This is a genomic window from Klebsiella sp. CB_Kp196, from assembly GCF_040061575.1.
GTDB lineage: Bacteria > Pseudomonadota > Gammaproteobacteria > Enterobacterales > Enterobacteriaceae > Klebsiella > Klebsiella michiganensis.
Genome location: NZ_JBEAFH010000056.1, coordinates 72,924 through 96,005, shown reverse-complemented (window position 1 = coordinate 96,005; position 23,082 = coordinate 72,924). Strand labels below are relative to the sequence as shown.

Genomic DNA, 23,082 nt, shown 5'->3' with positions numbered 1-23,082 from the left:
GTGGGCAAGCAAAGCAACGGAGACAGGCAATGAAAATTGGCATGGTTATTAGCGGTGGCGATGTTTCTGGAATTAATAATTTTATATTCCAGATAGCCAGACTGGCGAGTGCCGATATCACCCTTTTTAATGGCGGAATACCCGGACTGCTGGATAAAAATCATCACGAGGTCGCCTGGCGCGATCTGGTTGATTTCTCCATTGCCTCTATTCCGATCATCACCTCCGGGCGAACCAGCCGCAGGCTGCTGCGCAGTGAATATGAAACCATAGCCAAAAAAATTAAATCACTGCGCATTGATGTGCTGATTATGGCCGGCGGCGACGGCAGCCTGCAGTTTCTCAATACGCTGAGCGAATTTGATATTAACTGCTTTGGCGTCGGGATGACTATCGATAATGATGTGTACGGCAGCGATTATACCATTGGTTTTTCCACCGCCTGCGAGCAGATTATTAAGGAAGTTTCCCGGTTAAGAAATACCGGAAGAGCATTACCGGGCCGCGTCTTTATGGTCGAAATATTAGGAGGCTATTGTGGAGAGTTAACGCTGCAATCCGCGATTAAATCGAATGCTGATATCGCCCTGATTCCGGAATCGCAGATGCCGTTAGAAACGCTGGCCGAGCGGGTGAAGCATAAGCTGACACAGCAGAACAGCGTGGTGATCCTGTGCTCTGAAGGCTACACCAGGGAGTATTCTCCCGGCTTTCAGGGGGCCATTGATACCATGATTAAGCAGCTTGAACCGCAAATTGGCGTGCGTATTCGTAAAACCATCGTAGGCTACGGTTTGCGCAATGGCGATCCGACCTGCGAAGAAATTTACCAGGGCACGATTATGGCCAGTGAAGTAGTTCGCTGTATTCAGTCAGGGATGAAAAATAAAGCCATCATAATTAATTCAAGCAACAAACCTATTCCGATTGATTTAGTTAGTATGAAAAAACGTCTGGTCGACACTGAAGGACATCATTATAAACTTGCCAAACAACTCAATATTATTTGAGGAGACCCTACATGCTGAAAATTCTATGCGTATGTGGCTGCGGCCTCGGTTCAAGCTTTGCCATTGAAATGACGGCGAAGGCAGTTTTAAAGAAGCTGGAGATTCCCGCACAGATTGAACATACCACTATTTCCGAAGCCGGGGCGTTTAAATCAGATATGATTCTGACGCAAAAAACCTTCGCCGATATATTAACGGCGGATGCCAGTGCGGAAGAAATTAAACGCGTGGTGGTACTGCATAAGCTCACCGATAAAGATGAAATTGAAGCTAAGATCGTCGCATTCTTAAAAGAGCGTAACCTGAAGGTAGCGGACTATGAATAGCTTTGTAGAGTTTATCGTTAAAGATTTACTCGGCCAGGCTTCAATATTAATTGCATTTATTGCGATGCTGGGCCTGATTCTGCAAAAAAAATCAGCGGGCAAAACGGCGGAGGGGACGTTTAAAACGCTGCTCGGTTTCTTAATTATGATGGCCGGCATCAACATTATTGTCGCCACGCTAACGTTCCTTAACGATATCTTCACGCAGGGATTCGGCATGAAAGGCTACATTACCGATGTCGCCGCCATCGCCGGATTAGCCAACCGTGAATTAGGTTCCGAAGTCGCGCTGACCCTGATGGTGATTTTTGCCGTCAACATCATTATCGCCCGCCTGACGCCGCTGAAATATATCTTTCTGACCGGCCAGGCGCTGCTGTGGATGGCAACCATCGGCGCGGTGATTGGCTATAAAGCCGGGCTGACCGGACTGCCGTTGATTTTAACCGGCGGTATTTTCGGCGGCGTGATGGCGGTACTGATGCCCGCCTTGGCGCAGCCGGTCGTCAGGCGCATCACCGGTTCCGATGACGTGGCGCTGGGGCATTTCTGCACTATCGGCTATCTGGTGCAGGCGGCGGTGGCTAAAGTGGTGGGTAAAGGTTCCCGCTCAACGGAAGATCTTGAATTACCGGATAACTTTAAGTTCCTCCAGGACACCTATCTCGCGATGGCGGTGGTGATGGTGCCGATGTATCTCATTCCCGCGATTGCGGCGGGCCCGGAATATATCGCTCAGTTCTCCAACGGCATTAACTACCTGATGTACGCCTTTATGCAGTCCATTCAGTTTGTGGCGGGGGTATTCGTTCTCTACAGCGGCGTGCGCCTGTTGCTCAACGAGCTGGTGCCGGCATTTCGCGGAATTGCGATGCGCATTGTCCCGGACGCTAAGCCTGCGCTCGATTGCCCGGTGCTGTTCCCGTATGCGCCCAATGCGGTGATCGTCGGCTTCCTGGCGACGACCGTCGGCTCCATCATCGGCATGCTGGTGTTCCCGATGTTTGGCCTGGCGATGATCCTGCCCGGTCTGTTAACCAACTTTTTTGCCGGCGGTACGGCGGGCGTCTTCGGTAACGCGCTGGGCGGCCGCCGCGGGGCGATGATTGGCGGCGTCATTCACGGCCTGTTTATCACCTTCCTGCCCGCCATTTTGGTACCGATGCTGGAAAGCTACGGTTTTACCGGCGTCACCTTCAGCGATTCGGACGTGATTAGTTCCGGTCTGGTATTAGGCCACGCCTTCCAGAACAACTGGCTCTTTGTCGCCTTGTTCATTGTTTTTGTTGCCGCACTGGCATGGTTCGTAAACGGTAAATCAGCGAAGCCGAAAGGGGAAAATGTTCATGAGTCTGTATAACTTCAACGCTATTCTGAAAATTGCGCAGGAAAGAGATTTTAAAGCCATTGGCTCATTTAATTTGCACTGTATTGAAATGCTGCCCGCCTTTTTTAAAGCGGCGCAACAAAGCGATAGCCCATTAATGATTCAAATCTCTACCGGGACGGCGGAATATCTCGGCTATCGTTTACTGGTGGATGCGGTTCGTTCATTAGCGGAAAGTGAAAACGTGCCGACCTGCCTGCACCTGGATCACTGCTCTGATATCAGCGCCATTGAAACGGCCATGGATGCCGGATTTTCATCGGTGATGTACGACGGCTCCCATCTGGATCTGGAAGAGAATATTGGCAATACCCGCATCGTGGTGGAAATGGCGCGCCCGCGGAATATCACGGTAGAAGGCGAGCTGGGGGCGATCGGCGGATCGGAAGATGGCAAAGCCGTGGCCGCGGAGGATATCTGCTTCACCACGGTGGAGGACGCCAAACGCTTTGTGGAGGAGACGCAGGTGGATATGCTGGCGGTCTCCGTGGGCACGGTGCACGGCCTGTATACCGGTAAGGCGCAAATTCAGCACCAGCGGCTGAAAGAGATTAGCGCCGCGACCGGCGTGCCGTTAGTGCTGCACGGCGGCACCGGCGTCAGCGATGAAGATATGCGCCTGGCAGTCACTGAAGGTATCAACAAGGTGAACGTCGGTACTGAAATGAATGTGCAATGGGTCGATCAATGTAAAAGCACGTTTGAAAAAGGCAAAGTGAACGACAGCGTGCGCAAATTTTTAATTCCGGCGAATAACGCGGTCACCCATGTATTAATGGAAAAAATCGCTCTGTTTAAATAAACGCATATTTTTAAATCGTATTCCGTTGCCCTGCTGTCCGTCGGGGAGGAGCTCGCTATGTTTGAATCTTTGAAAACGCTGTGGAAAAAAGAGAATCAACCCCCGCAGGATTATGACGAACAGTCTCGCCAGCTGGCGGGGGAAATTGCCAGGCTGGAAGGCGAGTTACGGGGCAACCCGGCTAATGGCGAAGTGCAGAAAGCATTAATGCTGATATATAACCGGGCGCTGTCGGTCTATGCCAAAAGTCATACGCATCGCGAGGAAATCGATGCGCTTTTTATGCGCATTGATGAGTTACGTAACATTATTCGCCATAATATATAGGAAGTGATAATGACGATAAAAGAACTGCTGATTGAGGCCGATGCGATTCAGGTCGGCGTCACGGAGTCCGACTGGCAGAAGGTGATCCAGCTGGCGGCCAGCCCGCTGGTTGCAAAAGGCTATATCTCGGCAGATTACGGCCAGGCGGTGATCGATAATACCCTGCATCATGGCGCCTATTACGTGTTTGATGAAGGTGTCGCCATCCCTCACGCCAGGCCGGAATGTGGCGTCAAACGCAACTGCTTCAGCCTTGTGGTGTTGAATAAGCCGATTCAATTTGCCGATAGCGAGAAGGCGGATATCGTCATTATGTTCGGCGCGCAGGACAGCAATGCTCATATTGAAGAGGGGATTCGGGCGATTGTCGCTCTGCTTGATAATAACGAGACCATGGCGAAGCTGCGGGCCGCCAGCAGCAGAGAGGAGGTCGTCGCGTTGTTATGAACAGACATCTCACACCCGGCTGCAAAACGGTGATTTTAATTAACGGTATTCCCGCATCGGGTAAAAGCACCGTCACCCGGCAGCTATCGGCAGCGTTTAATCTGCCGCAGCTGACCATCGACGGTATTAAAGAGCCGTTTATGGCGTGCTTTACCGGGATCGACCGGACCTTCAACCGGCAGCTGGGCTGCGCCGCGTATGAAGTCATCTGGTCGATCGTCGGCCAGTCGCCGGCAGGCTGTATCTGGCTTATTGACGCCTGGTTTGGCTTTCAACCGCGCGACACGCTACAGCAGCTGCTGCAACACGCGGGCGTTGAAAAAGTGCTGGAGGTCTGGAACCACATCTCGCCTGAGCTTGCGGTGTCGCGCTATGCCAGCCGGTTGCAGGATCGTAAGCCGGGGCATCCGGGCGAGGAGTATCTTCCGGAACTGGCGCAGCTGGCGCAGCAGGCGGAACCGATGCGGCTGGGGCCGGTGTTCACCGTGGATCAGCACAAGCCGCTGGATATGGCGTCCGCTACCCGTTGGATCGAAGCACAAATAGCGTAAGCCCTTAAGGGCAACTGCCCGGCGGCGCTTTGCTGGCACGGCCTATAAAAATTGCATAACAACATGATGTTTCGCGTTTCGTAGGTCGGATCAGGCGACGCCCGCCATCCGCAGCAGCGCCGTCGCCACGGCGGCGGCGATAATCACCACGATCAGCGGCATCTTACGCCAGGCGAGGAACACCGCCAGGCCCACGCCCAGCACCCGCGCCATCCCGGCAAAATGTTCGCCTTCGTAAAAGGTGGTCGCCAGCGCCACGGAAAAGAGCAGCACCGTCGCCGCATCGGAGAGCAGCGCCTGGGCGCGCTCGGAAAACGCCAGCCGGCTGCCGAGCTTCGCCCCGCCTAAACGCATTAAGTAGGTGCCCAGCGAAAGAATCGCAATACCGGCGATAAATAGCGTCATATTGCCCATTATTTTTTCCTCGTCAGCAGGCCAAACAGCGACAGCAAAACCGGCAGGCCAACCGGTGCGAAAGGAACGGCGGCCAGCGACAGGGCCGCTCCGCTGCAGGCGCGGATCAGCGTGGTGCGGTTTTTAAAGGCCGGCACCACCAGCGCCAGCAGAATCGCCGGGAATACCGCATCGAGGCCAATGGTTTCCGGGGCCGGGAGCAGTTTGCCGACCCCCGCGCCCAGGAGCGCCCCCAACGGCCAGATCAGCGCCACGCCCAGACCGCACAGCCAGTAGGCGGCCCGCCGCTGCTCGGGGGTTTTCTGCGACAGACCAAACACCACGCTTTCATCGTTCATAATATGGCAGCCGAGGAAGCTGGCGGCGCGCTGGCCGACCAGGTCGCGAACCGTCACGCCGAAGGGAATATGCCGCGCGTTGACCAGCAAACCGGCCGCCGCTGCCGCCAGCGGGTTGCCGCCGCTGGCGACAATGCCGATAAACATAAACTCTGAGGCCCCCGCCAGGACGCAAACCGAAAGCACAAAGGGGACCCAAATCGGGAAGCCGTAGGCGACGGCCAGCGAGCCGTAGGACATCCCGACGATGCCTACCGCGAGGCAGACTAAAACAATTGCTCTGAGGGTGTCGCCTTTAAGCGTGGCGAAGTGTTGTTTCATACTCTTTAGCCATATCGAACGAATTTCCATTATAATGAACGCAACAGAATCGCATTTCAAGACGAACGAAACGTTCGTTATAAAAAACACGGAGGGCTGTATGACTCAGCCAATTAGCCTGATTGCCAAAAGCCTGGTGCGGGAACGCGCGCGCACCGGTCTTTCCCTTGCCGAAGTTGCGCGACGGGCGGGAATCGCCAAATCAACGTTATCGCAGCTGGAGTCCGGCAACGGTAACCCGAGCCTGGAAACCCTCTGGGCGCTGTGCGTGGCCCTCGATATCCCCTTTGCCCGGCTGCTGGAGCCGCAGGTGAATACCACCCAGGTGATCCGCCGCGGCGAGGGAACGAAAGTGATCGCCGAGCAGGCAAACTATCAGGCGATTTTACTGGCCGCCTGCCCGCCGGGCGCGCGGCGCGATATTTATCTCCTGCTGACCCAGCCGGGCGCGGACCGCATTTCCCACCCTCATCCGCCGGGTTCGGTGGAGCATATTATTGTCACCCAGGGGCGCGCGCGGGTCGGCCTGACGGAAGCGCCGGAAGAGCTGGGGGAGGGAGATTACATCTGCTATCCCGCCGATCGGGAGCACGTTTTCCAGGCGCTGGAGCCGGATACCCAGGCGCTGCTGGTCGCCGAGCAGAACTAGTCAGGCCCGACACTGGGCCTTCGGTGTGCCAAAAACAGGCGTCAGATAAAAGGGATTGTCAGGCGCGCGCGTTATGATTGATATCGCCATCGGCCGTTTTCTGCAGGGCAATAGCGATAGGGCAGGAGAGGTCGAGCTGCCGGGGATGATAGCCGCGCTGCAGCAGCCAGAACCACTCTCCTCCGGCCGCTGGCTCCAGCCCCATATCGGTAAAACCTGCTCGCCGCAGCCTGGGTCGTAGCGACATCAGCGCGCCATCCACGCGCGCCCGGATATAAATCAGTTTACGGGCCGGCAGTCGGGAAATCTCGTCGACCATCTGTTGCGTTGATATATTCATCGTGACGTCCACCCGATCATCACAAAGGGCAATTTCAACGGGGGCTGCACAAGTTTCCCTGGCGGGCGGGATCTGCGCCGCGCCAAATTTTTCCTTTAGCAAGTTTATCCAACCATCATCACGGCTATCATCCGCGGTGAGCGGGACGGGGCGTGGCTGCAAGGGTAATACGCCGAGGATAATGCTTTCACGCAGGCCGGATTGAAAGGGGGAGGGGACGTAATCTCTGAGCAACCCCGTTGAGTAAAAGCCCAGCCTCTGCGCCAGGCGCTGCGAGTGTGGATGGCTGGATACCATTTTGATGGTTAGCGTGCCCAGGCCAAGCCTGCTTGCGGCAAGACGCAAATATTCCCCCAGTTGGGTGGCTACGCCCCGGTTTCTGAAGGCGGGGTGCACCGCGAACATGGCCAGTTCGGCCGTCTGCTTATCCGCGTGGTGCCGCCATAAGGCGGCATGCCCGATGATGATGCCATTCTGTTCGGCTATCGCGCTGTGCCATTCGTCCCGGGCGTTGCGCCAGCCAATCAGGCTGGGCATATAGATATCAGGATAGACATAGCGATCGCCATAAACCGTACGAAATAAGGCGCTGATGCCTTCGCCGTCTTGTCGCTGGAACGCTCTGATTTCAATCATTTCACCGCCTCCTGCGCGAGGTAGGCGCGTTTGTCGATCACCCGCTGCAGCTTACCTGTTCGGGTATTGCGGATAAGTTCCGCCTGGCTGCACCAGTGAACCTGAACGCACAGCTGGCCGGCAGCCTGTAGTTCTGCGAGAGCGTGATCCCTGGCGAGTAATTGACCGCAGAGCCTGTCGGCCTGCTGCCGGGTACCGGAATAGGCGATACGTAAGCTCAAACGATCCCGGTTATCGGCGTGCTCCAGCATCAGCTGCCACTGCTGATGCCCCATCTCTTCCGTAATAAGGGACGCTATTTCATCAGGAAACAGCGAGGCGTAACCTACCCGCAAGCGGTGCCCGAGGCTACTGCGTCCCTGCAAAATAAACTTGCGATGTTTGCTTCCCGGAGGTTCACGCCAGGCGGCCAAATCGCCTACCGGATAGCGAATCAGCGGCATCAGCGTGCGCGTAAGGCTGGTGACCACCAGCATTCCGGAACGATTGATTTCGTCGATCGGCTCGCCCGTCGCTTCATCAATAATTTCCACGATAGTTTCGGGTTCAAAGACCCGATGCTCGTCCGCCAGGCAATCCGGCGTGCTGAGTCCGATAAGCCCGGCATCCACGCAGGCGCAGCCGATAGAAGCAATACGGGCGTTGGGAAAGGCGGATTCCAGCAGCTGTAGCTGTTCAGTAAAAAGACTCTCGCTGCCGTAAAGGATGGTCTCGATACCGGGCAGACGGCGGTTTTTTCCAGCGAGCTCTGCCGCATATTGCAGCAGCATCGCCGGGACGCCTACCAGTACGTTGATATCGTGCTGGACGATCTGTTCGGTGAGGGTGTGCGGTTCAAGCGATCCGGTGAAAGGGTACTCGCATACCGGTATCGACATGTGCGAAAGCGCGCCGTGGATAAATAAGAAGCTCGCGTACAAATCACCGGCGAAAAATAAATTTGCCACGCGCGCGCCGGGCTTGAGCTGGCTGGAGAGGCTGCGGCCAAAACTGGTGACGAACGCACGCCACTCCTGGCGGGAAAAAACCGACAGCTTGCCGCCGCCGGTGGTACCGCCGGTCTTAAAGACAATACCGTCCTCCACCGGCCCGGTGAGGACGGGCCAGTTTTTCAGGCCCTGGCTCCCCTCCCAGTAGCGTTCGGGATTGATAAGCGGCAGGTCCTTCAGCTGCCAGCCGCGGGCGGCGAGATGGCGATAGTGTTCGGCATAGAAAGGCGAGCGGCAGCGCACCCTCTCGACAAGCTGTTCGAGACCCGGTGGGCTTACGGCCACTTCTTCCGTTTGGGTGGATTGCGGATCAAAGTGACCCATCATCTTTGCTGTTGTCATATTCAAATATCCTTATTGTGAGCCGATCGGCGGAGAGTGCGCTCAACGGCGTTTATCAATGACCAGCGGCGTCTTGCCGCTTTGCGGATGCCGTTCAAATTCGCTGAACGGGCGGCTGGTCACGGCTAACTCCAGCAAATGGGCGTCCAATGCCATTTTGAGCTCAGGGTCGGTGCAGACCCGCTGTTTGACGGTATTAATATTGCCGTCGGTGAAGATGTTGATGCATTCGAGCCCGCTGCGCGGGTTATGTTGAAGAATCAATTGAACAGGGGCATCGGCGAGCGTTGCCAGCCGCTGGGGTTGAATAAACATCGTGCCGATACGCACCAGGCTGCCGTGGCGGCCTAAAAGCTCAAAGCGGGGGCTGGGGGCGCCGCAGGGGCATTCGCCCGGCAGCCAACGGCCCATATCGCCGATGTCATAACGAATCACCTTCTGACCTTCGCGGGCCGTCGAGGTAAAGAGCAGGCGGCCGGCATCGCCGGGCGCGACGGGCCGATCGTCGAGCGGGTCGACAATCTCCAGCCATTGAATATCCGTCATCAGGTGAAACACGCCATCCGGGCAATGCGTACAGGCATGTCCCAGCGGCCCGGCATCAACCGAACCATACAGCGCCGAGCGAATGGTTTTCACCCCGAAACCATGAATATAGTCACGCTGGGCGACGCCCATATGTTCGCCGCCCAGCAGCAGTTTCTGAATACCGCCGTAGTCGCGCAGAATGGCCTCTTCTCGCGTAAAGAGCTGATACAGCGTGCTTGGCATACCAATGAGCGTGGTAACGCCCTGATTCACAATGGTCCGGGCGATCTCGTGGTAGTCATCATCATGGGGGCCGCCCATGGGAAGATGGGTCACTTCAAGCATTTCCAGTAGGGTGAAGAAGCTGAGTAAACCACCGTAGAGATTGCCCGCGTACATCAGATTGAGCACTTTGTCGTGGGCGGGATCCAGCCCGGCGGCGAACATGCCTGCGGCGGCGGCCTGCATCTGGCGGCGATAGTCGCGATAGGTAAACCCGGCGAGTTTAGGCACGCCGCTGCTGCCGCCGCTGCGAAAGAAAAGCTGGGCGCTGGGCCGCATCGCGTGCTGTAAGAATGCCGTTTTATCCATAATCGGCTGCTGCGCCGTCAGCATCGGCGGCGGTGGGTTCGGATCGAGCGTGGCCTGCTGCGGCAGGACATCGGCATCCAGCGTCACGGTGACGCGGCGAGCCAGCTGACTTAAGGCGTAAACGCCGTCATGCGGTTCGCCGTGATAGCCGTCATGCATTTTACCGACGGGGGTAATTCGATTGACGCCGGCTGCCAGCAGCAGTTGGCTGAGGGGGATTCTGTCCCGATCGGCGACAACCAGCCCGCAGGTTTGCAGGTGGGTTCGCCAGGGGCGCAGCGTTTGCATCACTTTATTTTGCGGTAGCGGCCGCAGCAGGACGGTTCGGAACAGCGGTGAAGGCGTTATGGCCGAGGTGTGTTGCTGAATGATGCGCCAGCCATCTCCTGCCAGCAGAGCGTTGTCAGCCCCGGCAAATACGGCGTCCAGCTGCGCGAAGGCGACGGCGCGGGTGATATCCGCCGCCGCCTTTTCATCGGGCATTAACGGTTGCCACCGTACGTGACGGCGCCGCATGGCCTCCGCCAGTCTTTCGCCAATGTCCTGCAATACCGCCGAATCATCGCTATCAACAAAAACGATTTGCGGGCTGGAACAGGCCTGCTGGTCAAAACAGCAAACGTCATCCGCCAGCGCGAGAAGGCTTTCTTCATTAACGGCATCCGGTTGTAGCCAGGCAAAGCTGATTTTATGTCCCCATGGGATCCAGCGACACCCGCCAGGGAGCTGTTGACGAATCGCCTCGAGAGCGGTATCGCCACCCCAGGCCGATATACCATCGGCGTGGGTAAGCAGCAGGGAAAGGCGCGTGGTTTCGACGGGAACTACGGCGACGAAGTTAGCCAGCTGGTCCGTTAAATCGCAGTGGATAAACGCCCGTAGCAGATCGATTGTCATTCCTTGTTCGCTGGCGCTTGGGCGCAGCCAGTTAATATTCCCGACCAGCAGGCTCTCTATTACTGCGAAGAAGGGAAGCAGTTCCGCATTGGCTGGGGTGACATGCACCACGACGCCCAGCGGACGCCAGCCTTCAAACTGCGGTTCACGGTAGTTAATGCGGCGCACGGAAAAGGGGTTATCGCCCAGCTCATGCTCGAGCTTTTGGCGCAGCGCGTCCGGTTGGCAAAACTTTCTGACCTCTTCCCGATAAGCCGGGCCCAGTTGGGGAAGGAAAGCGTGGTCTTTTAGCTGTTCGATAAAACGCCCGGCGCAGGCAAGCGCGGTTTCCGGACGCGGCGGTTGGCTCAGCGCGCTATCCAGCCCGCTCGTCAACATGGCGATGGCCTCTTCTGGCGTGAGCGAGGGATAGTTTTTTCCCTGAATGAGATACATATTAATTTCCCTTAATCAGTTCTGACGCCGCCAGTGCGCAGCTACGTGCTTTGCTATGGCTGGCCCGGCCCAGCAGCTCAAACCAATCGGTTGTCACACCGCATCCGCACTCTTCAGCGCGGTGCAATTGTGCAAGATCGCTCATGACCACGCTGTGCGCAGGGCAGGAGGTGATATAAGGCGACACAAACTGTATAAAACCGCGCTGCCCATAATCTTTCACCGCCAGAGAGGCGGTATCGCGGATCCAGGCGCGGGAATAAACGGGAATATGGAAATGGTGATGCGCGCATTCAATGTAGGGCACGCAGTGCTCCACGGAACCATAGCCGTCGCGGCATCGGCTATCGGGGATCCCGAGCTGTTGGGTCAGCCGCGCATAGAACGCGGATTTAGGGATTTCACGGTCGGCATGCGTTTTCCAGCCACCGCCGAAAAAGGCCAGCGATTGATGATGAAGCTGGAGCGGCGGTAGCTGCATTTCTCGCATTCGTTCAAGTATGAACCACATAAATGCCGGGAAACCGAGGATTCGTACCGGTAACCCCTCTTCAGCAAACTCCTGTAAAGCGCGAATCACGCCGAAAGGGTCGAACTCATGCCCGCTCCCGGTGTGACGCAGCGCGTAAACGACGCGTTTGACCGGCGCGTATTTACACAAGAACTGGTCGGTAAAAGAGGTGCCAAGCGTGATGATATCGGCGGGTTCGTAGCTGAGGAGCAGGTAGTTGCAGGGCGCATCGGGCGTTTCCCAGCCATAATGGCGGAAAATGCGATCGACCATTCCCTGGGCGGCTCCGATACTGCGCGCATCATAGCGCATTCGACTTTTCTGCCCGCTGGTACCGGAAGAGGTGAGTTCAAGCGCATCCTCACCGGAGCGGCCGATCGGCAGATTATGTTTGAAATAGTCGGCAAAGATCGGCGGCAGCTGCGACCACGAGTCTATATTGGCCGCATCTGCCGGAATATTGTGGCGGGCCAGCCACTGGCGGTAGCCCGGCGTATTCATAACATGAAATGCAACGATTTCACGCATGGCTTCATCAAAGAGCCGTTGTGAATCGCTATCTTCATGATAAGGGCTGTCGAGTGCGCAGAGGGCATCGACGCAGGATAAAGTGTCCATTTTATTCATCCTTAATAAAAAGTCGTCCGTGAGTGATTAATGGCCTGAAGCTGTTATTTTCGTTTTACTCCTCTTCTGCCTGGTGAATATATTAACGATAATGAATAATGCTGCCAGCATCGGAATAGTGGCCGCGATAATATATGCGCTGAGGCTGTCGCCGGCGCCCAATCCGGCCATTAGCGCCCCCCCGAGGCTAAAAATAGCGACGGAAATCATGCCTATCATTGCCGATACTGAACCTTTTCCATGCTCGCTGGAAAATAGCGTGAGGCGATACAGCGTGGCGTTGCAAATGCCCAGGCCAAAAGCATAAATAGCCATGCCGATAATCAGCGCAATAATATTTTGCCATATTAGCGTCATGACCAGCGCCAGCATTATGCCGATAAATACGGGAGAGAGTGAAAAGTATAATAACTGCTCCGGCTTAAATTTTTCAGCGGTAAAGTTAAGGACGATATTCCCCGCAATCAACGCCGCAAAAACAGGTAATTGCCATAGCGCGTACTCCAGAATACTCATTTGCAGATGATGCACCAGCAGCAGCGGGGAGAGCGCGATCCACGCCATCAGCGGCAGCCCGACGAGGCCAAGCGCAACGCTGCCGGATATACAGCGTGGGTTCGTAAGCAAATCGCCATAAGCGCGCGCAAGGTTTTTTACCTCGAGCGGCTGACATTCAATTTTACTGCCATCCTCGCGTACGACGCCGATCGTCTCCGGCATCCAGCGTAGCAAACCGAACCAGGTGAGCGCCGCCATCAACGCGATAGCAATAAAAAGCGTGCGCCATGACAGGTATGCAAGCACAACGCTACCGACCAAAGGGCCAAACAGCGGCGACAGCAGCGCGATATTGGCAAACAGGGCAATTAAGCGGATCGCATCCGATTCGTTGAATGCTTCCTGCAGGGCCGGATAGCTCACTACCACCACAAACCCCAAACCTATTCCCTGAATAAACCGCAGGAGAGTAAAAACCTGGATATTGTCTACCCATGGCGTGGCCAGGCAGGAAACAGAAAAAAGCGCACAGCCGATGAGTAATAAAGGCCTGCGGCCAAATCTATCCGACGCCGGTCCAATAAGCCACTGAAAGCTGACGCCGCCAAGTAAATAGGCATTAAGTGACCACGGTACGTAATGCGGTTGAGCATTTAAATCTTTAATAACCGTTAGCATTCCCGGCATTACTACATCGCTGGCGACATAAGTTAACAGCTCGAATGTTGAAAGAAATAAACAAAAAAATAAAGCGTGCCGTGAAGAAACAGGCAGTAGTGAGTTATACATAAAACCCTGTTATTAACATATTCCATTATTTTGCTTTTATATCACTCCCTCTTTTTAAAAACTTTTATCAAGTGATTCTTAGTTGATAAATATCAATGAACAGACCGTGTTCATGTTTGTTTTAACTGCGAATTATAATTCCGATACATACTTCATATTTTAATTAAAAATAAATCGAATGATTTATGGGGATTAAATGTGCGTTTTCCAGACGCTGCGTTATTTTTCCAGGGGTGAGCGATTAAGTCATTCATCTATCAACCATATGATTTGTATAGGGTAAACCTGTCGGATTCAAATATATTCAGCTTGGTGAATCACAGCGTATCTTCGTCTCTTTCTTATGAGGAAGGGGGCGTTTAATTTACCGCCACATTGAATAAACGGTCTTGCTGCCTCTCATTTCTTTGTGACGTATCATCAGGCGCCGAGGGCCGCGGTGTTCAGGTATTGCCGCGCGGCGTCGCTCTTGCTGGACGCCATGCCCGTATTGCGGGACACTAGCCGCATTCTCCCGCGAAGACAGGGATACTTATGTCGCTGAAAGCCATTGCTAAAGAACTTGGGATCTCGGTAACGACCGTCAGCCGTGCGCTAAACGGCTATGATGACGTGTCGCAGGAGACGCGCGCCCGCGTGGAGGCCGAAGCCCAGCGCCGTGGATATCGGCCAAATACCTTCGCCCGCCGCCTGAAAATGGGCAAAATTGACGCCGTTGGCCTCGTTTTCCCCGTGCGTCCCGCGCCGTTGAATAACAACGTCTTTCTCGAAATGGTGGGAGAAATCAGTCACGAGCTGGCGCGCTATGAGATTGATTTACTGCTGATTGCCGACGATGAGCAGGCCGATAAGCACGGCTATATGCGTATGGTGCAGAGTCGTCGCGTCGATGCGCTGATCGTGGCCCATACCCTGGACGACGACCCGCGCCTGATTCAGCTGCTCTCTTCCGGCTTTCCTTTTCTCGCCCTGGGGCGCAGCCGCCTGCCGCAGCCCTACGCCTGGTTTGATTTCGATAACCAGGCGGGAACGTACCGCGCCACCCGTCATCTGATTCGCCAGGGGCATCAGCGCATCGCGCTGCTGAGCGAAAATAACAATCAGGCGTTTATTACCCAGCGCCGCAACGGTTACCTGCAGGCGCTGCGCGAAGCGGGCCTGGCGGAAACCTGGCTGCGCAGCGTGCCGCCCACCCGCCGCGGCGGGTTTCAGGCAACGATGGAGCTGCTGCGCTTGCCTGAACCGCCAACGGCGATTGTCACCGATTGCAACACCCACGGCGACGGCGCGGCGATGGCCCTGGCTCAGCTCGGACGCCTCACCGGCGCCGATCGCGTCTCGCTGGTGGTTTACGACGGCTTGCCGCAGGACAGCATCATCGAAACCCCGGTGGGCGCGGTGGTTCAGTCCACCCGGCAGGGCGTGGGCCGCCAGATAGCCACCATGGTCCGCCGCTTAATCGCCGGCGAGGATCTCGCCTCTCTCCAGGTGCTCTGGCAGCCTGAATTTATTCCCGGCGAAACCGCCTGATTCTCCTCCCGTCAGATTAATTTCCTGAACTCGATCACGGATCCGAAACGTTTTGGTTGGCACCCGAAACGTTTCGGATCAACAGTAAGGCATTCCTTGTTGTGGAGATGTCTCATGTCTGATTCGATTTTACGCCTGCAAAGCGCAGCGGCCGATGTGGTGATAAAAACTCGTCCGTTCGCCGAAATTATCTACTGGGGGCCGCATTTAAGCCACTTTTCGCCGCAGGATGCGGCCAGCATCGCCCGCCCGGTGGCCAATGGCCGCCTCGACGTCGATTCCCCGGTAACCTTAATGGCCGAACTGGGCCACGGTCTGTTTGGCGCGCCGGGCATTGAAGGCCACCGCCAGGGGCTGGACGCCTCACCGATGTTTACCACGACCGAGGTGGTGCAGGATGGGCAGAATTTAACCCTTCTCAGCGAAGACGCGCAGGCGGGCCTGCGGCTGTGCAGTGAAATTCAGCTTGATAGCAGCGGCGTGCTCAGCGTTCGTCATGGTTTAACCAACCTGCGCCCGCAGCCGTGGCAGGTGGACCGCCTGGCGGTCACGCTGCCGGTCGCCGAGCGCGCCCGCGAAGTCATGGCCTTTCATGGCCGCTGGATCCGCGAATTCCAGCCCCATCGTCTGACCCTTGAACACGACAGCTTTGTGCTGGAAAACCGTCGTGGACGCACTTCTCACGAACATTTTCCGGCGCTGATTACCGGCAGTCGCGCTTTTAGCGAGATGCAGGGCGAAGTGTGGGGCGTGCACCTGGGCTGGAGCGGTAACCACCGCCTGCGGGCGGAAGTGAAAACCGACGGTCGCCGCTACCTGCAGGCGGAAGCGCTCTATCTGGCGGGAGAAATGGCGCTGGCGGAAGGGGAAACGCTGTGGACGCCGAACCTCTACGCCAGCTATTCGGCGCAGGGGCTGAACGGCATGAGCCAGCAGTTCCACCGCTATCTGCGCGAACAGATTATTCGCTTCCCGGACAACAAGCCGCGTCCGGTGCATCTCAATACCTGGGAAGGGATCTATTTCGACCACGACCCGCAGTACATCATGCGCATGGCGGATGAGGCGGCGGAGCTGGGCGTGGAGCGCTTTATCATTGATGACGGCTGGTTTAAAGGGCGCAACGACGACTGGGCGGCGCTCGGCGACTGGTATCTTGATGAGGAAAAATATCCTGACGGTCTGACCCCGGTTATCGACCACGTGAAGTCGCTGGGGATGGAGTTCGGCATCTGGGTTGAGCCAGAGATGATTAACCCGAACTCCGATCTCTACCGCGCCCATCCCGACTGGCTGCTGGCGCTGCAGGGCTATACGCCGATCCCCGGGCGTCATCAGTTTGTCCTGAACCTGAATATCCCCGAAGCCTTTGATTATCTGCTGGAACGGATGAGCTGGCTGCTGGGCGAGCACGCGGTGGACTATGTGAAGTGGGATATGAATCGCGAGCTGGTGCAGCCTGCCCATAACGGCAAAGCCGCCGCCGATGCGCAAACTCGCCAGTTCTACCGCCTGCTGGATACGCTGGTGGCCCGTTTCCCGCATATTGAATTTGAATCCTGCTCCTCCGGCGGCGGGCGTATCGATTATGAAGTGCTGAAGCGCAGCCATCGCTTCTGGGCTTCCGACAATAACGATGCCCTTGAGCGCAACACCATCCAGCGCGGCATGAGCTACTTCTTCCCACCGGAAGTGATGGGCGCGCACATCGGCAACCGCCGCTGCCACGCCACCTTCCGCCAGCACAGCATTGCGTTTCGCGGCCTGACGGCGCTGTTCGGTCATATGGGGCTTGAGCTGGACCCGGTGACCGCCGATGAGCAGGAGCGCGCGGGCTATCGCAAATACGCGGCGCTGCATAAGCAGTGGCGCGATGTCATTCATCACGGCGTGCAGTGGCGTATCGATATGCCGGACGCCACAACCCTCGCGCACGGCGTGGTGAGTGAGGATCGGCATCGGGCGATTTTCCTCGTCAGCCAGCTGGCGATGCCGGACTACACCCTGATGGCGCCGCTGCGCGTGGCGGGGCTGGAAGCGGGCGCCCGTTACGAGGTGACGCTGCTCGACCATCCCGATATTCAGATTACGGGAGAGGGCGGCCATACCATGCGTAAGCTGCCGGAATGGATGACGACGCCGCAGACCGTCAGCGGTGAGTGGTTGCAACAGGCGGGGCTGGCGCTGCCAGTCCTCGATCCGGAAAGCGCCATTTTGATTGGCCTGCAACGCGTGTGATGACGATGGGCCGCGCGTCGGCCCTTTTTGAGGAATACACCATGAACCCGACCGTCTGTACCCATAAAAACAACCCCAATTTCTGGATTTTCGGGCTGTTCTTCTTTCTCTACTTTTTCATCATGGCCACCTGTTTTCCGTTTTTGCCGATCTGGCTATCGGACGTCATCGGCCTGAATAAAACCGAGACCGGCATTGTTTTCTCCAGCCTGTCGCTGTTTGCCATCTGTTTTCAGCCGATACTGGGCGTGATCTCCGATAAGCTGGGGCTGAAAAAGCATCTGATGTGGATCGTGACGGTGCTGCTGGTACTGATCGCGCCCTTTTTCCTTTACGTTTTTGCGCCGCTGCTGAAAACCAATATCTGGCTCGGGGCGCTGAGCGGCGGGGCCTACATCGGCTTTGTGTTCTCCGCCGGCGCCGGGGCGATGGAAGCCTATATCGAACGCGTGAGCCGCAATAGCGGGTTTGAGTACGGCAAAGCGCGGACTTTTGGCTGCCTCGGCTGGGCGCTGTGCGCCACCACGGCGGGGATGCTGTTCAGCGTTAACCCCGAGTGGGTGTTCTGGATGGGGTCGGCCGCCGCGCTGGTACTGGTCGTGCTGGTGGCCATCGCGAAACCGCAGGCCAGCCAGACCGCACAGGTGATGGACTCGCTGGGCGCTAACCGCTCATCGGTGGATTTAAAAACCGCCGTACGCATGTTCCGTCAGCGCAAAATGTGGATGTTTATTCTCTACGTCATCGGCGTCGCCTGCGTCTATGACGTTTTCGATCAGCAGTTCGCCACCTTCTTTAAATCCTTCTTTGCCACCCCGGAATCGGGCACCCGCGCCTTTGGTTTTGCGACCACCGCCGGGGAAATATGCAACGCGATTATTATGTTCAGCTCGCCGTGGATTATTAACCGCATCGGCGCGAAGAATACCCTGCTGATTGCCGGCATGGTGATGGCGGCAAGGATGATCGGATCATCGTTCGCCACGACGGCCGCTGAAGTGGTGGCGCTGAAAATGCTTCATGCGCTGGAAGTCCCGTTCCTGCTGGTAGGCGCGTTTAAATATATTACCGGCGTGTTTGACGTCCGCCTGTCGGCGACGATTTACCTGGTTGGCTTCCAGTTTTCCAAACAGGTGGCGGCGATCTTTCTCTCCGCTTTTGCGGGGAATATGTATGACCGTATCGGTTTCCAGGATACCTATATGATCCTTGGCGGCATCGCCCTGAGCGTCACGTTAATCTCCGCCTTTACCTTATCGGGTAAGGCAACGTCGGAAAAGATGAGCGATAGCGCGATGACGGTGTAGAAAACAGTCCGATAATTCACAAGGATGTGATTGATAAATGAGGAAATATTGACCATGGATATGAAGGAAAGAATGAACAGCGGCGAGCTTTATCTTGATTCAGGATATGGGTTACCGCAGCAGCGGCTGATGGGCAAGGCGCGAGCTTACGAATACAACCACTCGCACCCCTTTAATCAGGAATTAAGAAACGACATTATTCAGCGGATGTTCGCCGCCGTGGGCGAGCAGTGCTGGATAGAGCCTCCGATTCATGTGGCCTACGGCACCCACACCACCATTGGCGATAATTTTTACGCGAACTTCAACCTGACGCTGGTCGATGATGCCGACATTATCATCGGCAATAACGTGATGTTTGCGCCCAACGTGACCATTTCCACCGCCGGCCATCCGATTCATCCGGATCTGCGGCACACCCAGCAGCAGTTCTCTCAGCCGGTGGTGATTGAAGACGGCGTCTGGCTGGGCACCGGGGTGATTATCAACCCAGGCGTCACCATCGGAAAAAACTCGGTCATTGGCGCCGGCAGCGTGGTGAACCGTTCCATACCGGCGAACGTGGTCGCCGCTGGGGTCCCCTGCCGGGTATTAAGAGCGATCGCCGATAGCGATAAAGAGAAATTTCAGCTGTTTACAGCGTAAATTATCGCGGCGCCGGGCGGGCGCTTCATGCCCCCTCCCGGGTAGACGTCGCGCAATCTGCCTGCGGGGACGCATTTCCGCCGGGACATCATGATGCTTTTGCCTGACTATTCATTGCCCGGGTACTGCGCGCGTTACGCAGAATGCTTATTTCCCGTGAAAGTTAGCCCCTTCCACTATAATCAGACAAACGTTTTCCATCGTTATTTTTCGATTTTTTATTCAATTTTTGCGTCTTTTTTGGCGGAGGAGAGCACGCGTTAATATGGTTATTTACTGGCTTGTTAATTATCATTTTAGCCATTATTTTTTATGATAATGTGATTTTTTATAGCATTTTTATGTGGTTTTTATGTGAATAAATTTATAGCTTATGGATGGCGAAAGGAATGGGTTTCTGCCCGGTGAGCGTATTTTTTGCATGCAAAAAAAGAGAAATGCTTTTGTTGATATATCACCAGGGAAGCGGCAACTTAAAAATAGAATAATGAGTTTAACCTATTGAACTTAAAAGGTGTTTTAATTTTTTTTATTTCCTTTAAATTTGGTGCTAGTATTTTAATTGAGTAATGTCGCAGGCCAAAAATGAGATAAAAATGTTTATTATTGATGAAGATTTTGACCGTGGTGCCTTACGCTCCTTTGCGTTTGGCCGTAATACCCGGCCTTTGTTGGCGATCCAGCGTATTATGCAGGCGCTGCTGCCGGTTAGCACGCCGTTTGAGCTGCAGCCTGACGAGCGATTTGAATTTTGCGATACTGAAAATAACGCGAATATATTACTCCTGCTTGAGGGGACCGGCGTGGTTTGCCATAGTGAAAATAATATGGCGATAACCACGCTATTTTCCCCCTCGGTACTGGGGCTGATTGATGGATATAGTACCTTTTACGACGTAGAGGCCAGGCCGAAGCACTTTTTCTCTGCGGAAACATCTTGCTCTGGTCAATTGGTTCCGCTTGCTAAGTTTGTGGAGATTATGGACGAGCAAAATCTCTGGCATGATATCGCCCGGATTCTGGCCCATCGCTTATTGGTCATGGCCATCCGCGAGAAGGAGTTTATTGGCGTGGAATCATTCATCATGATCCGGACGTTGATCCTGGAACTCGGCTCCTATCCTGAGGAATATCGCGAGCAGATTAACGTGCTCAATTTTATCCAGCGGCGCACCAATCTTTCCCGCAGCGGAATACTGTACGTCCTGTCTGAACTGCGCAAGGGGGAGTATATCAGCGTCCATCGAGGCGTGCTGAAGGGAATTAATAAACGAATTCCTATCGATTTTTAAATAAGTTCATAACAGAATGCTAACAACAACGCCTGTTTTTTAGACGCACCAGCTCTTTGAATTATTAACATCATGATTTTTATACGTAATTATCATTATTGACTTGCATCATTTTCGAATGTCCAGTTTTGGACGAAAAAATTGATTTAGATTAATAAAATTCTCTGTAAGAATTATTCCCAGGACAACACGGAGTGTCTTCTTATATTTAAACCGTCTTTTTTATCGCCGCGGGGAACGTTCCCTGGTAATTGCTTCGGCCATAAAAAAGTAAACGGTAATTAATGAGGGAATACAAAATCAATTTAATGTGTATGGATTAAAAATGAAAAAAGCATTTATGGTAAAAAGCGTCGTTCTGGCAATGGTTATGGCTGGCGGTATTTCTTCTGCGATGGCAGCGACCAGCGGGTCTTCTTCCACCGTTCAGGGCGGCACCGTTGAGTTTAAAGGCTCTGTTGTCGATGCAGCCTGTGCAGTAACCGCAGACACCAGCAACCAGATTGTGAACATGGGTCAGGTTCGTCTGGCTGCCCTCACCGGTAAAGACTCCGTTGCTAACCAGAAAACCCCGTTCAGCATCAAGCTGGCTGACTGCGATACCACCGTCGCTTCTCAGGCATCTGTGACCTTCGACGGCAACGCGGCGGCGGGCGAAGCTGGCGTGCTGGACAACACCTCTGGCGCGGGTAGCGCGGCAGGCGTCGGCATCCAGATTTATGACAAAGACGGCTCTGCGCTGGATCTGGGTACCGCGTCTCAGGCAGTTACGCTGATCGACGGCGACAACACCCTGAACTTCTCCGCTGACTACTACCAGACTGCGGATACCGCGACTGCCGGTAGCGTGGACACCACCGCTACGTTCAACGTGACTTACCAGTAAGGTCGCGTCAGTCATTTTCATTTAGGGATCCTGTGCCAGGGACGGCGGCTGTGTCATTGAAAGGAGTAGATATGAATTTCACTACACAACGGCTGAAGGCGTTTTCCCTCGCGGGGGCGTTTTTGTTTCCCGCTCTGGCACAGGCGGGCAACCACCACGTGGTAACGGTAAAGGGCGGCGACGTTGAGTTTCAGGGCGCCGTGGTCAATGCCGCCTGCGCGGTGGATGCCGGTAGCGAGGATTTAACCGTTGAGATGGGGCAGGTGCGCTCCAATGAATTTCATGGGCTGGGAAGCTGGACAGATCCGCAGGCGTTTACCATTACGCTGAAGGATTGCGATACCACAGTAAGCCAGCAAGTCAGCGTGGCCTTTCGCGGCCTGACGGATGGCAAAGATCCGGGGGTACTGGCGGTGACCGACGGTGCGCAGAGCGCGCAGGGCGTCGGGTTAGGCATTTTTGATAATCAGGGAAATCAAATTATCCCGAACACGCAGCCGATGAATTTTACCGCTATTCAGGACAATACGACCGTACTCAATTTTGTCGCCAAATATCGCGCGACCTCGAGAACCGTCGTGGCAGGGGATGCAAACGCACAAACCTGGTTCACGTTAACCTATTTGTAATTTCCTGATGCCGTCCGCGGCAAATCTTTATTGTGAAAGGCACTTTATGTCCGTTATTTCTTTTTCCCGCCTGTCTCTGGTTGCGCTGGCGTTAGCCGGTGCCGGTCTGGCCGCGCCCGCAGCGCAGGCGCAAACCGAAACCCAGGCGCACGCCGCGGCGAACGGCGGGGTATCATTAGGTTCCACCCGCGTCATCTATCCGCAGGGCAATAATCAGGTCTCACTGGCGGTGAATAATACCGATCCGAAGGCCACCTTTTTAATTCAGTCATGGGTGGAAAACGCCAGCGAAAGTAAAAGCAGCGATTTTGTCATCACCCCGCCGCTGTTTGTGATGAAGCCGCAGAAAGAAAATACGCTGCGCATTATGTACGTCGGGCCGAATAATCTGCCGGCGGATCGCGAAAGCCTCTATTGGGTGAACGTTAAAGCGATTCCCTCGGCGGCAAAAGACACCAAAGGGAAAAATACCCTGCAGATCGCGGTGCTGAGCCGGATTAAACTCTTTGTTCGCCCGAAAAACCTGCCGATGGCCTCGATTGATGCGCCGGCGAAGCTGCGCTTCCACGAAAGCGGTAATACCCTGACGGTGAAAAACCCCACGCCCTATTATATGACGCTGGTACAGATTCACGCCGGTACCGCAACGTTACCGACGACAATGGTGGCGCCGATGTCGCAGGCGGATTTAAAACTGCCGGCGAACGCGCAGGGAAATATCACCTTCCAGACCATTAATGATTACGGGGCAAACTCGCCCGAACAGAAAGCCATAATAGAATAATAAACAGGTCGGCAAA

23 protein-coding genes are annotated in these 23,082 nt (G+C 55.1%); 16 read left to right on the top strand and 7 right to left on the bottom strand.

The annotated features are described in order from the left end of the window. The first annotated feature begins 29 nt into the window (after window positions 1–29). Genes ABLU87_RS20430 through ABLU87_RS20400 form a run of 7 tightly spaced genes read left to right on the top strand, consistent with a single transcriptional unit; the run spans window position 30 to window position 4,850 of the window. Complete coding sequence (locus tag ABLU87_RS20430; protein WP_004855882.1) at window positions 30–1,010, top strand: 6-phosphofructokinase; 981 nt, start codon at window positions 30–32, stop codon at window positions 1,008–1,010. A gap of 11 nt (window positions 1,011–1,021) precedes the next feature. After that, window positions 1,022–1,336 (top strand): PTS sugar transporter subunit IIB, encoded by a 315-nt coding sequence (locus ABLU87_RS20425; RefSeq protein ID WP_004855885.1) that lies wholly within the window; start codon window positions 1,022–1,024, stop codon window positions 1,334–1,336. Then, a complete protein-coding gene (locus tag ABLU87_RS20420; protein ID WP_004855887.1) occupies window positions 1,329–2,696 on the top strand; it encodes a PTS sugar transporter subunit IIC in 1,368 nt (455 codons plus the stop codon). Before ABLU87_RS20425 ends, ABLU87_RS20420 begins: the two co-directional genes overlap by 8 nt. Continuing rightward, entirely contained in the window at window positions 2,683–3,525 is an 843-nt protein-coding gene (locus ABLU87_RS20415) for a class II fructose-bisphosphate aldolase (RefSeq protein WP_014227379.1), read from the top strand. The genes ABLU87_RS20420 and ABLU87_RS20415 overlap by 14 nt, the downstream gene beginning before the upstream one ends. Window positions 3,526–3,582: 57 nt before the next feature. Continuing rightward, complete coding sequence (locus ABLU87_RS20410) at window positions 3,583–3,852, top strand: hypothetical protein (RefSeq protein WP_014227380.1); 270 nt, start codon at window positions 3,583–3,585, stop codon at window positions 3,850–3,852. A gap of 9 nt (window positions 3,853–3,861) precedes the next feature. After that, window positions 3,862–4,299, top strand: coding sequence for a PTS sugar transporter subunit IIA (locus ABLU87_RS20405; RefSeq protein WP_014227381.1), 438 nt, complete (start codon window positions 3,862–3,864; stop codon window positions 4,297–4,299). Next, window positions 4,296–4,850: an ATPase AAA gene (locus ABLU87_RS20400; RefSeq protein ID WP_025106530.1), complete on the top strand. Its 555-nt coding sequence runs from the start codon at window positions 4,296–4,298 to the stop codon at window positions 4,848–4,850. Before ABLU87_RS20405 ends, ABLU87_RS20400 begins: the two co-directional genes overlap by 4 nt. 90 nt (window positions 4,851–4,940) lie before the next feature. Here the strand turns inward: ABLU87_RS20400 and ABLU87_RS20395 are convergent, their stop codons facing one another. After that, on the bottom strand, window positions 4,941–5,264 hold the full coding sequence (locus ABLU87_RS20395; RefSeq protein ID WP_009653628.1) for an AzlD domain-containing protein: 324 nt from the start codon (window positions 5,262–5,264) through the stop codon (window positions 4,941–4,943). After that, window positions 5,264–5,923 carry an AzlC family ABC transporter permease gene (locus ABLU87_RS20390; protein WP_009653646.1) on the bottom strand — a complete coding sequence of 220 codons (660 nt, stop codon included), beginning with the start codon at window positions 5,921–5,923 and terminating at the stop codon, window positions 5,264–5,266. The genes ABLU87_RS20395 and ABLU87_RS20390 overlap by 1 nt, the downstream gene beginning before the upstream one ends. A 100-nt stretch (window positions 5,924–6,023) precedes the next feature. Between ABLU87_RS20390 and ABLU87_RS20385 the strand changes: the two genes are divergently transcribed. Beyond that, window positions 6,024–6,572, top strand: coding sequence for an XRE family transcriptional regulator (locus ABLU87_RS20385; RefSeq protein ID WP_004855902.1), 549 nt, complete (start codon window positions 6,024–6,026; stop codon window positions 6,570–6,572). Window positions 6,573–6,630: 58 nt separating this feature from the next. On the opposite strand, the gene ABLU87_RS20380 is transcribed toward ABLU87_RS20385, so the two are convergent. Genes ABLU87_RS20380 through ABLU87_RS20360 form a run of 5 tightly spaced genes read right to left on the bottom strand, consistent with a single transcriptional unit; the run spans window position 6,631 to window position 13,755 of the window. Continuing rightward, window positions 6,631–7,548 (bottom strand): GNAT family N-acetyltransferase, encoded by a 918-nt coding sequence (locus tag ABLU87_RS20380; RefSeq protein ID WP_032693306.1) that lies wholly within the window; start codon window positions 7,546–7,548, stop codon window positions 6,631–6,633. After that, window positions 7,545–8,879: an AMP-binding protein gene (locus ABLU87_RS20375; RefSeq protein ID WP_025106532.1), complete on the bottom strand. Its 1,335-nt coding sequence runs from the start codon at window positions 8,877–8,879 to the stop codon at window positions 7,545–7,547. Before ABLU87_RS20375 ends, ABLU87_RS20380 begins: the two co-directional genes overlap by 4 nt. Before the next feature lie 42 nt (window positions 8,880–8,921). Then, window positions 8,922–11,330 (bottom strand): acyl-CoA reductase, encoded by a 2,409-nt coding sequence (locus tag ABLU87_RS20370; RefSeq protein WP_196942137.1) that lies wholly within the window; start codon window positions 11,328–11,330, stop codon window positions 8,922–8,924. Between the two features lies 1 nt (window position 11,331). Continuing rightward, entirely contained in the window at window positions 11,332–12,459 is a 1,128-nt protein-coding gene (locus ABLU87_RS20365) for an acyl-protein synthase (RefSeq protein ID WP_122117483.1), read from the bottom strand. 36 nt (window positions 12,460–12,495) lie between these two features. Beyond that, on the bottom strand, window positions 12,496–13,755 hold the full coding sequence (locus ABLU87_RS20360; RefSeq protein ID WP_122117484.1) for an MFS transporter: 1,260 nt from the start codon (window positions 13,753–13,755) through the stop codon (window positions 12,496–12,498). A gap of 534 nt (window positions 13,756–14,289) precedes the next feature. Between ABLU87_RS20360 and ABLU87_RS20355 the strand changes: the two genes are divergently transcribed. The 8 genes from ABLU87_RS20355 (at window position 14,290) to ABLU87_RS20320 (ending at window position 23,066) form a co-directional block, all read left to right on the top strand. Further along, entirely contained in the window at window positions 14,290–15,285 is a 996-nt protein-coding gene (locus ABLU87_RS20355; protein ID WP_025106535.1) for a substrate-binding domain-containing protein, read from the top strand. Window positions 15,286–15,399: 114 nt separating this feature from the next. Next, window positions 15,400–17,523 (top strand): alpha-galactosidase, encoded by a 2,124-nt coding sequence (locus tag ABLU87_RS20350; RefSeq protein ID WP_122117485.1) that lies wholly within the window; start codon window positions 15,400–15,402, stop codon window positions 17,521–17,523. A 41-nt stretch (window positions 17,524–17,564) separates the two neighbouring features. Next, window positions 17,565–18,830, top strand: a complete 1,266-nt coding sequence (locus ABLU87_RS20345) for an MFS transporter (protein ID WP_032751995.1) — start codon at window positions 17,565–17,567, stop codon at window positions 18,828–18,830. 54 nt (window positions 18,831–18,884) lie between these two features. Beyond that, window positions 18,885–19,475 (top strand): maltose acetyltransferase domain-containing protein, encoded by a 591-nt coding sequence (locus ABLU87_RS20340; RefSeq protein ID WP_032751746.1) that lies wholly within the window; start codon window positions 18,885–18,887, stop codon window positions 19,473–19,475. A 596-nt stretch (window positions 19,476–20,071) separates the two neighbouring features. Continuing rightward, on the top strand, window positions 20,072–20,767 hold the full coding sequence (locus tag ABLU87_RS20335) for a winged helix-turn-helix transcriptional regulator (RefSeq protein WP_029946898.1): 696 nt from the start codon (window positions 20,072–20,074) through the stop codon (window positions 20,765–20,767). 325 nt (window positions 20,768–21,092) lie between these two features. After that, window positions 21,093–21,653 (top strand): fimbrial protein, encoded by a 561-nt coding sequence (locus ABLU87_RS20330; RefSeq protein ID WP_085521423.1) that lies wholly within the window; start codon window positions 21,093–21,095, stop codon window positions 21,651–21,653. 71 nt (window positions 21,654–21,724) lie between these two features. Then, window positions 21,725–22,282 (top strand): fimbrial protein, encoded by a 558-nt coding sequence (locus ABLU87_RS20325; protein WP_014227395.1) that lies wholly within the window; start codon window positions 21,725–21,727, stop codon window positions 22,280–22,282. A 46-nt stretch (window positions 22,283–22,328) separates the two neighbouring features. Next, a complete protein-coding gene (locus tag ABLU87_RS20320; RefSeq protein ID WP_025106542.1) occupies window positions 22,329–23,066 on the top strand; it encodes a fimbria/pilus periplasmic chaperone in 738 nt (245 codons plus the stop codon). The last annotated feature ends 16 nt before the right edge of the window (window positions 23,067–23,082 follow it).

Bases quoted from the DNA above. Each gene is read 5' to 3' on its own strand.
- ABLU87_RS20335 (WP_029946898.1), top strand. From the start codon at position 20,072: ATGTTTATTATTGATGAAGATTTTGACCGTGGTGCCTTACGCTCCTTT.
- ABLU87_RS20405 (WP_014227381.1), top strand. From the start codon at position 3,862: ATGACGATAAAAGAACTGCTGATTGAGGCCGATGCGATTCAGGTCGGC.
- ABLU87_RS20410 (WP_014227380.1), top strand. From the start codon at position 3,583: ATGTTTGAATCTTTGAAAACGCTGTGGAAAAAAGAGAATCAACCCCCG.
- ABLU87_RS20415 (WP_014227379.1), top strand. From the start codon at position 2,683: ATGAGTCTGTATAACTTCAACGCTATTCTGAAAATTGCGCAGGAAAGA.
- ABLU87_RS20385 (WP_004855902.1), top strand. From the start codon at position 6,024: ATGACTCAGCCAATTAGCCTGATTGCCAAAAGCCTGGTGCGGGAACGC.
- ABLU87_RS20340 (WP_032751746.1), top strand. From the start codon at position 18,885: ATGGATATGAAGGAAAGAATGAACAGCGGCGAGCTTTATCTTGATTCA.
- ABLU87_RS20425 (WP_004855885.1), top strand. From the start codon at position 1,022: ATGCTGAAAATTCTATGCGTATGTGGCTGCGGCCTCGGTTCAAGCTTT.
- ABLU87_RS20395 (WP_009653628.1), bottom strand. From the start codon at position 5,264: ATGGGCAATATGACGCTATTTATCGCCGGTATTGCGATTCTTTCGCTG.
- ABLU87_RS20365 (WP_122117483.1), bottom strand. From the start codon at position 12,459: ATGGACACTTTATCCTGCGTCGATGCCCTCTGCGCACTCGACAGCCCT.
- ABLU87_RS20355 (WP_025106535.1), top strand. From the start codon at position 14,290: ATGTCGCTGAAAGCCATTGCTAAAGAACTTGGGATCTCGGTAACGACC.
- ABLU87_RS20325 (WP_014227395.1), top strand. From the start codon at position 21,725: ATGAATTTCACTACACAACGGCTGAAGGCGTTTTCCCTCGCGGGGGCG.
- ABLU87_RS20320 (WP_025106542.1), top strand. From the start codon at position 22,329: ATGTCCGTTATTTCTTTTTCCCGCCTGTCTCTGGTTGCGCTGGCGTTA.
- ABLU87_RS20330 (WP_085521423.1), top strand. From the start codon at position 21,093: ATGAAAAAAGCATTTATGGTAAAAAGCGTCGTTCTGGCAATGGTTATG.
- ABLU87_RS20375 (WP_025106532.1), bottom strand. From the start codon at position 8,879: ATGACAACAGCAAAGATGATGGGTCACTTTGATCCGCAATCCACCCAA.
- ABLU87_RS20370 (WP_196942137.1), bottom strand. From the start codon at position 11,330: ATGTATCTCATTCAGGGAAAAAACTATCCCTCGCTCACGCCAGAAGAG.
- ABLU87_RS20400 (WP_025106530.1), top strand. From the start codon at position 4,296: ATGAACAGACATCTCACACCCGGCTGCAAAACGGTGATTTTAATTAAC.
- ABLU87_RS20430 (WP_004855882.1), top strand. From the start codon at position 30: ATGAAAATTGGCATGGTTATTAGCGGTGGCGATGTTTCTGGAATTAAT.
- ABLU87_RS20390 (WP_009653646.1), bottom strand. From the start codon at position 5,923: ATGAAACAACACTTCGCCACGCTTAAAGGCGACACCCTCAGAGCAATT.
- ABLU87_RS20350 (WP_122117485.1), top strand. From the start codon at position 15,400: ATGTCTGATTCGATTTTACGCCTGCAAAGCGCAGCGGCCGATGTGGTG.
- ABLU87_RS20360 (WP_122117484.1), bottom strand. From the start codon at position 13,755: ATGTATAACTCACTACTGCCTGTTTCTTCACGGCACGCTTTATTTTTT.
- ABLU87_RS20345 (WP_032751995.1), top strand. From the start codon at position 17,565: ATGAACCCGACCGTCTGTACCCATAAAAACAACCCCAATTTCTGGATT.
- ABLU87_RS20420 (WP_004855887.1), top strand. From the start codon at position 1,329: ATGAATAGCTTTGTAGAGTTTATCGTTAAAGATTTACTCGGCCAGGCT.
- ABLU87_RS20380 (WP_032693306.1), bottom strand. From the start codon at position 7,548: ATGATTGAAATCAGAGCGTTCCAGCGACAAGACGGCGAAGGCATCAGC.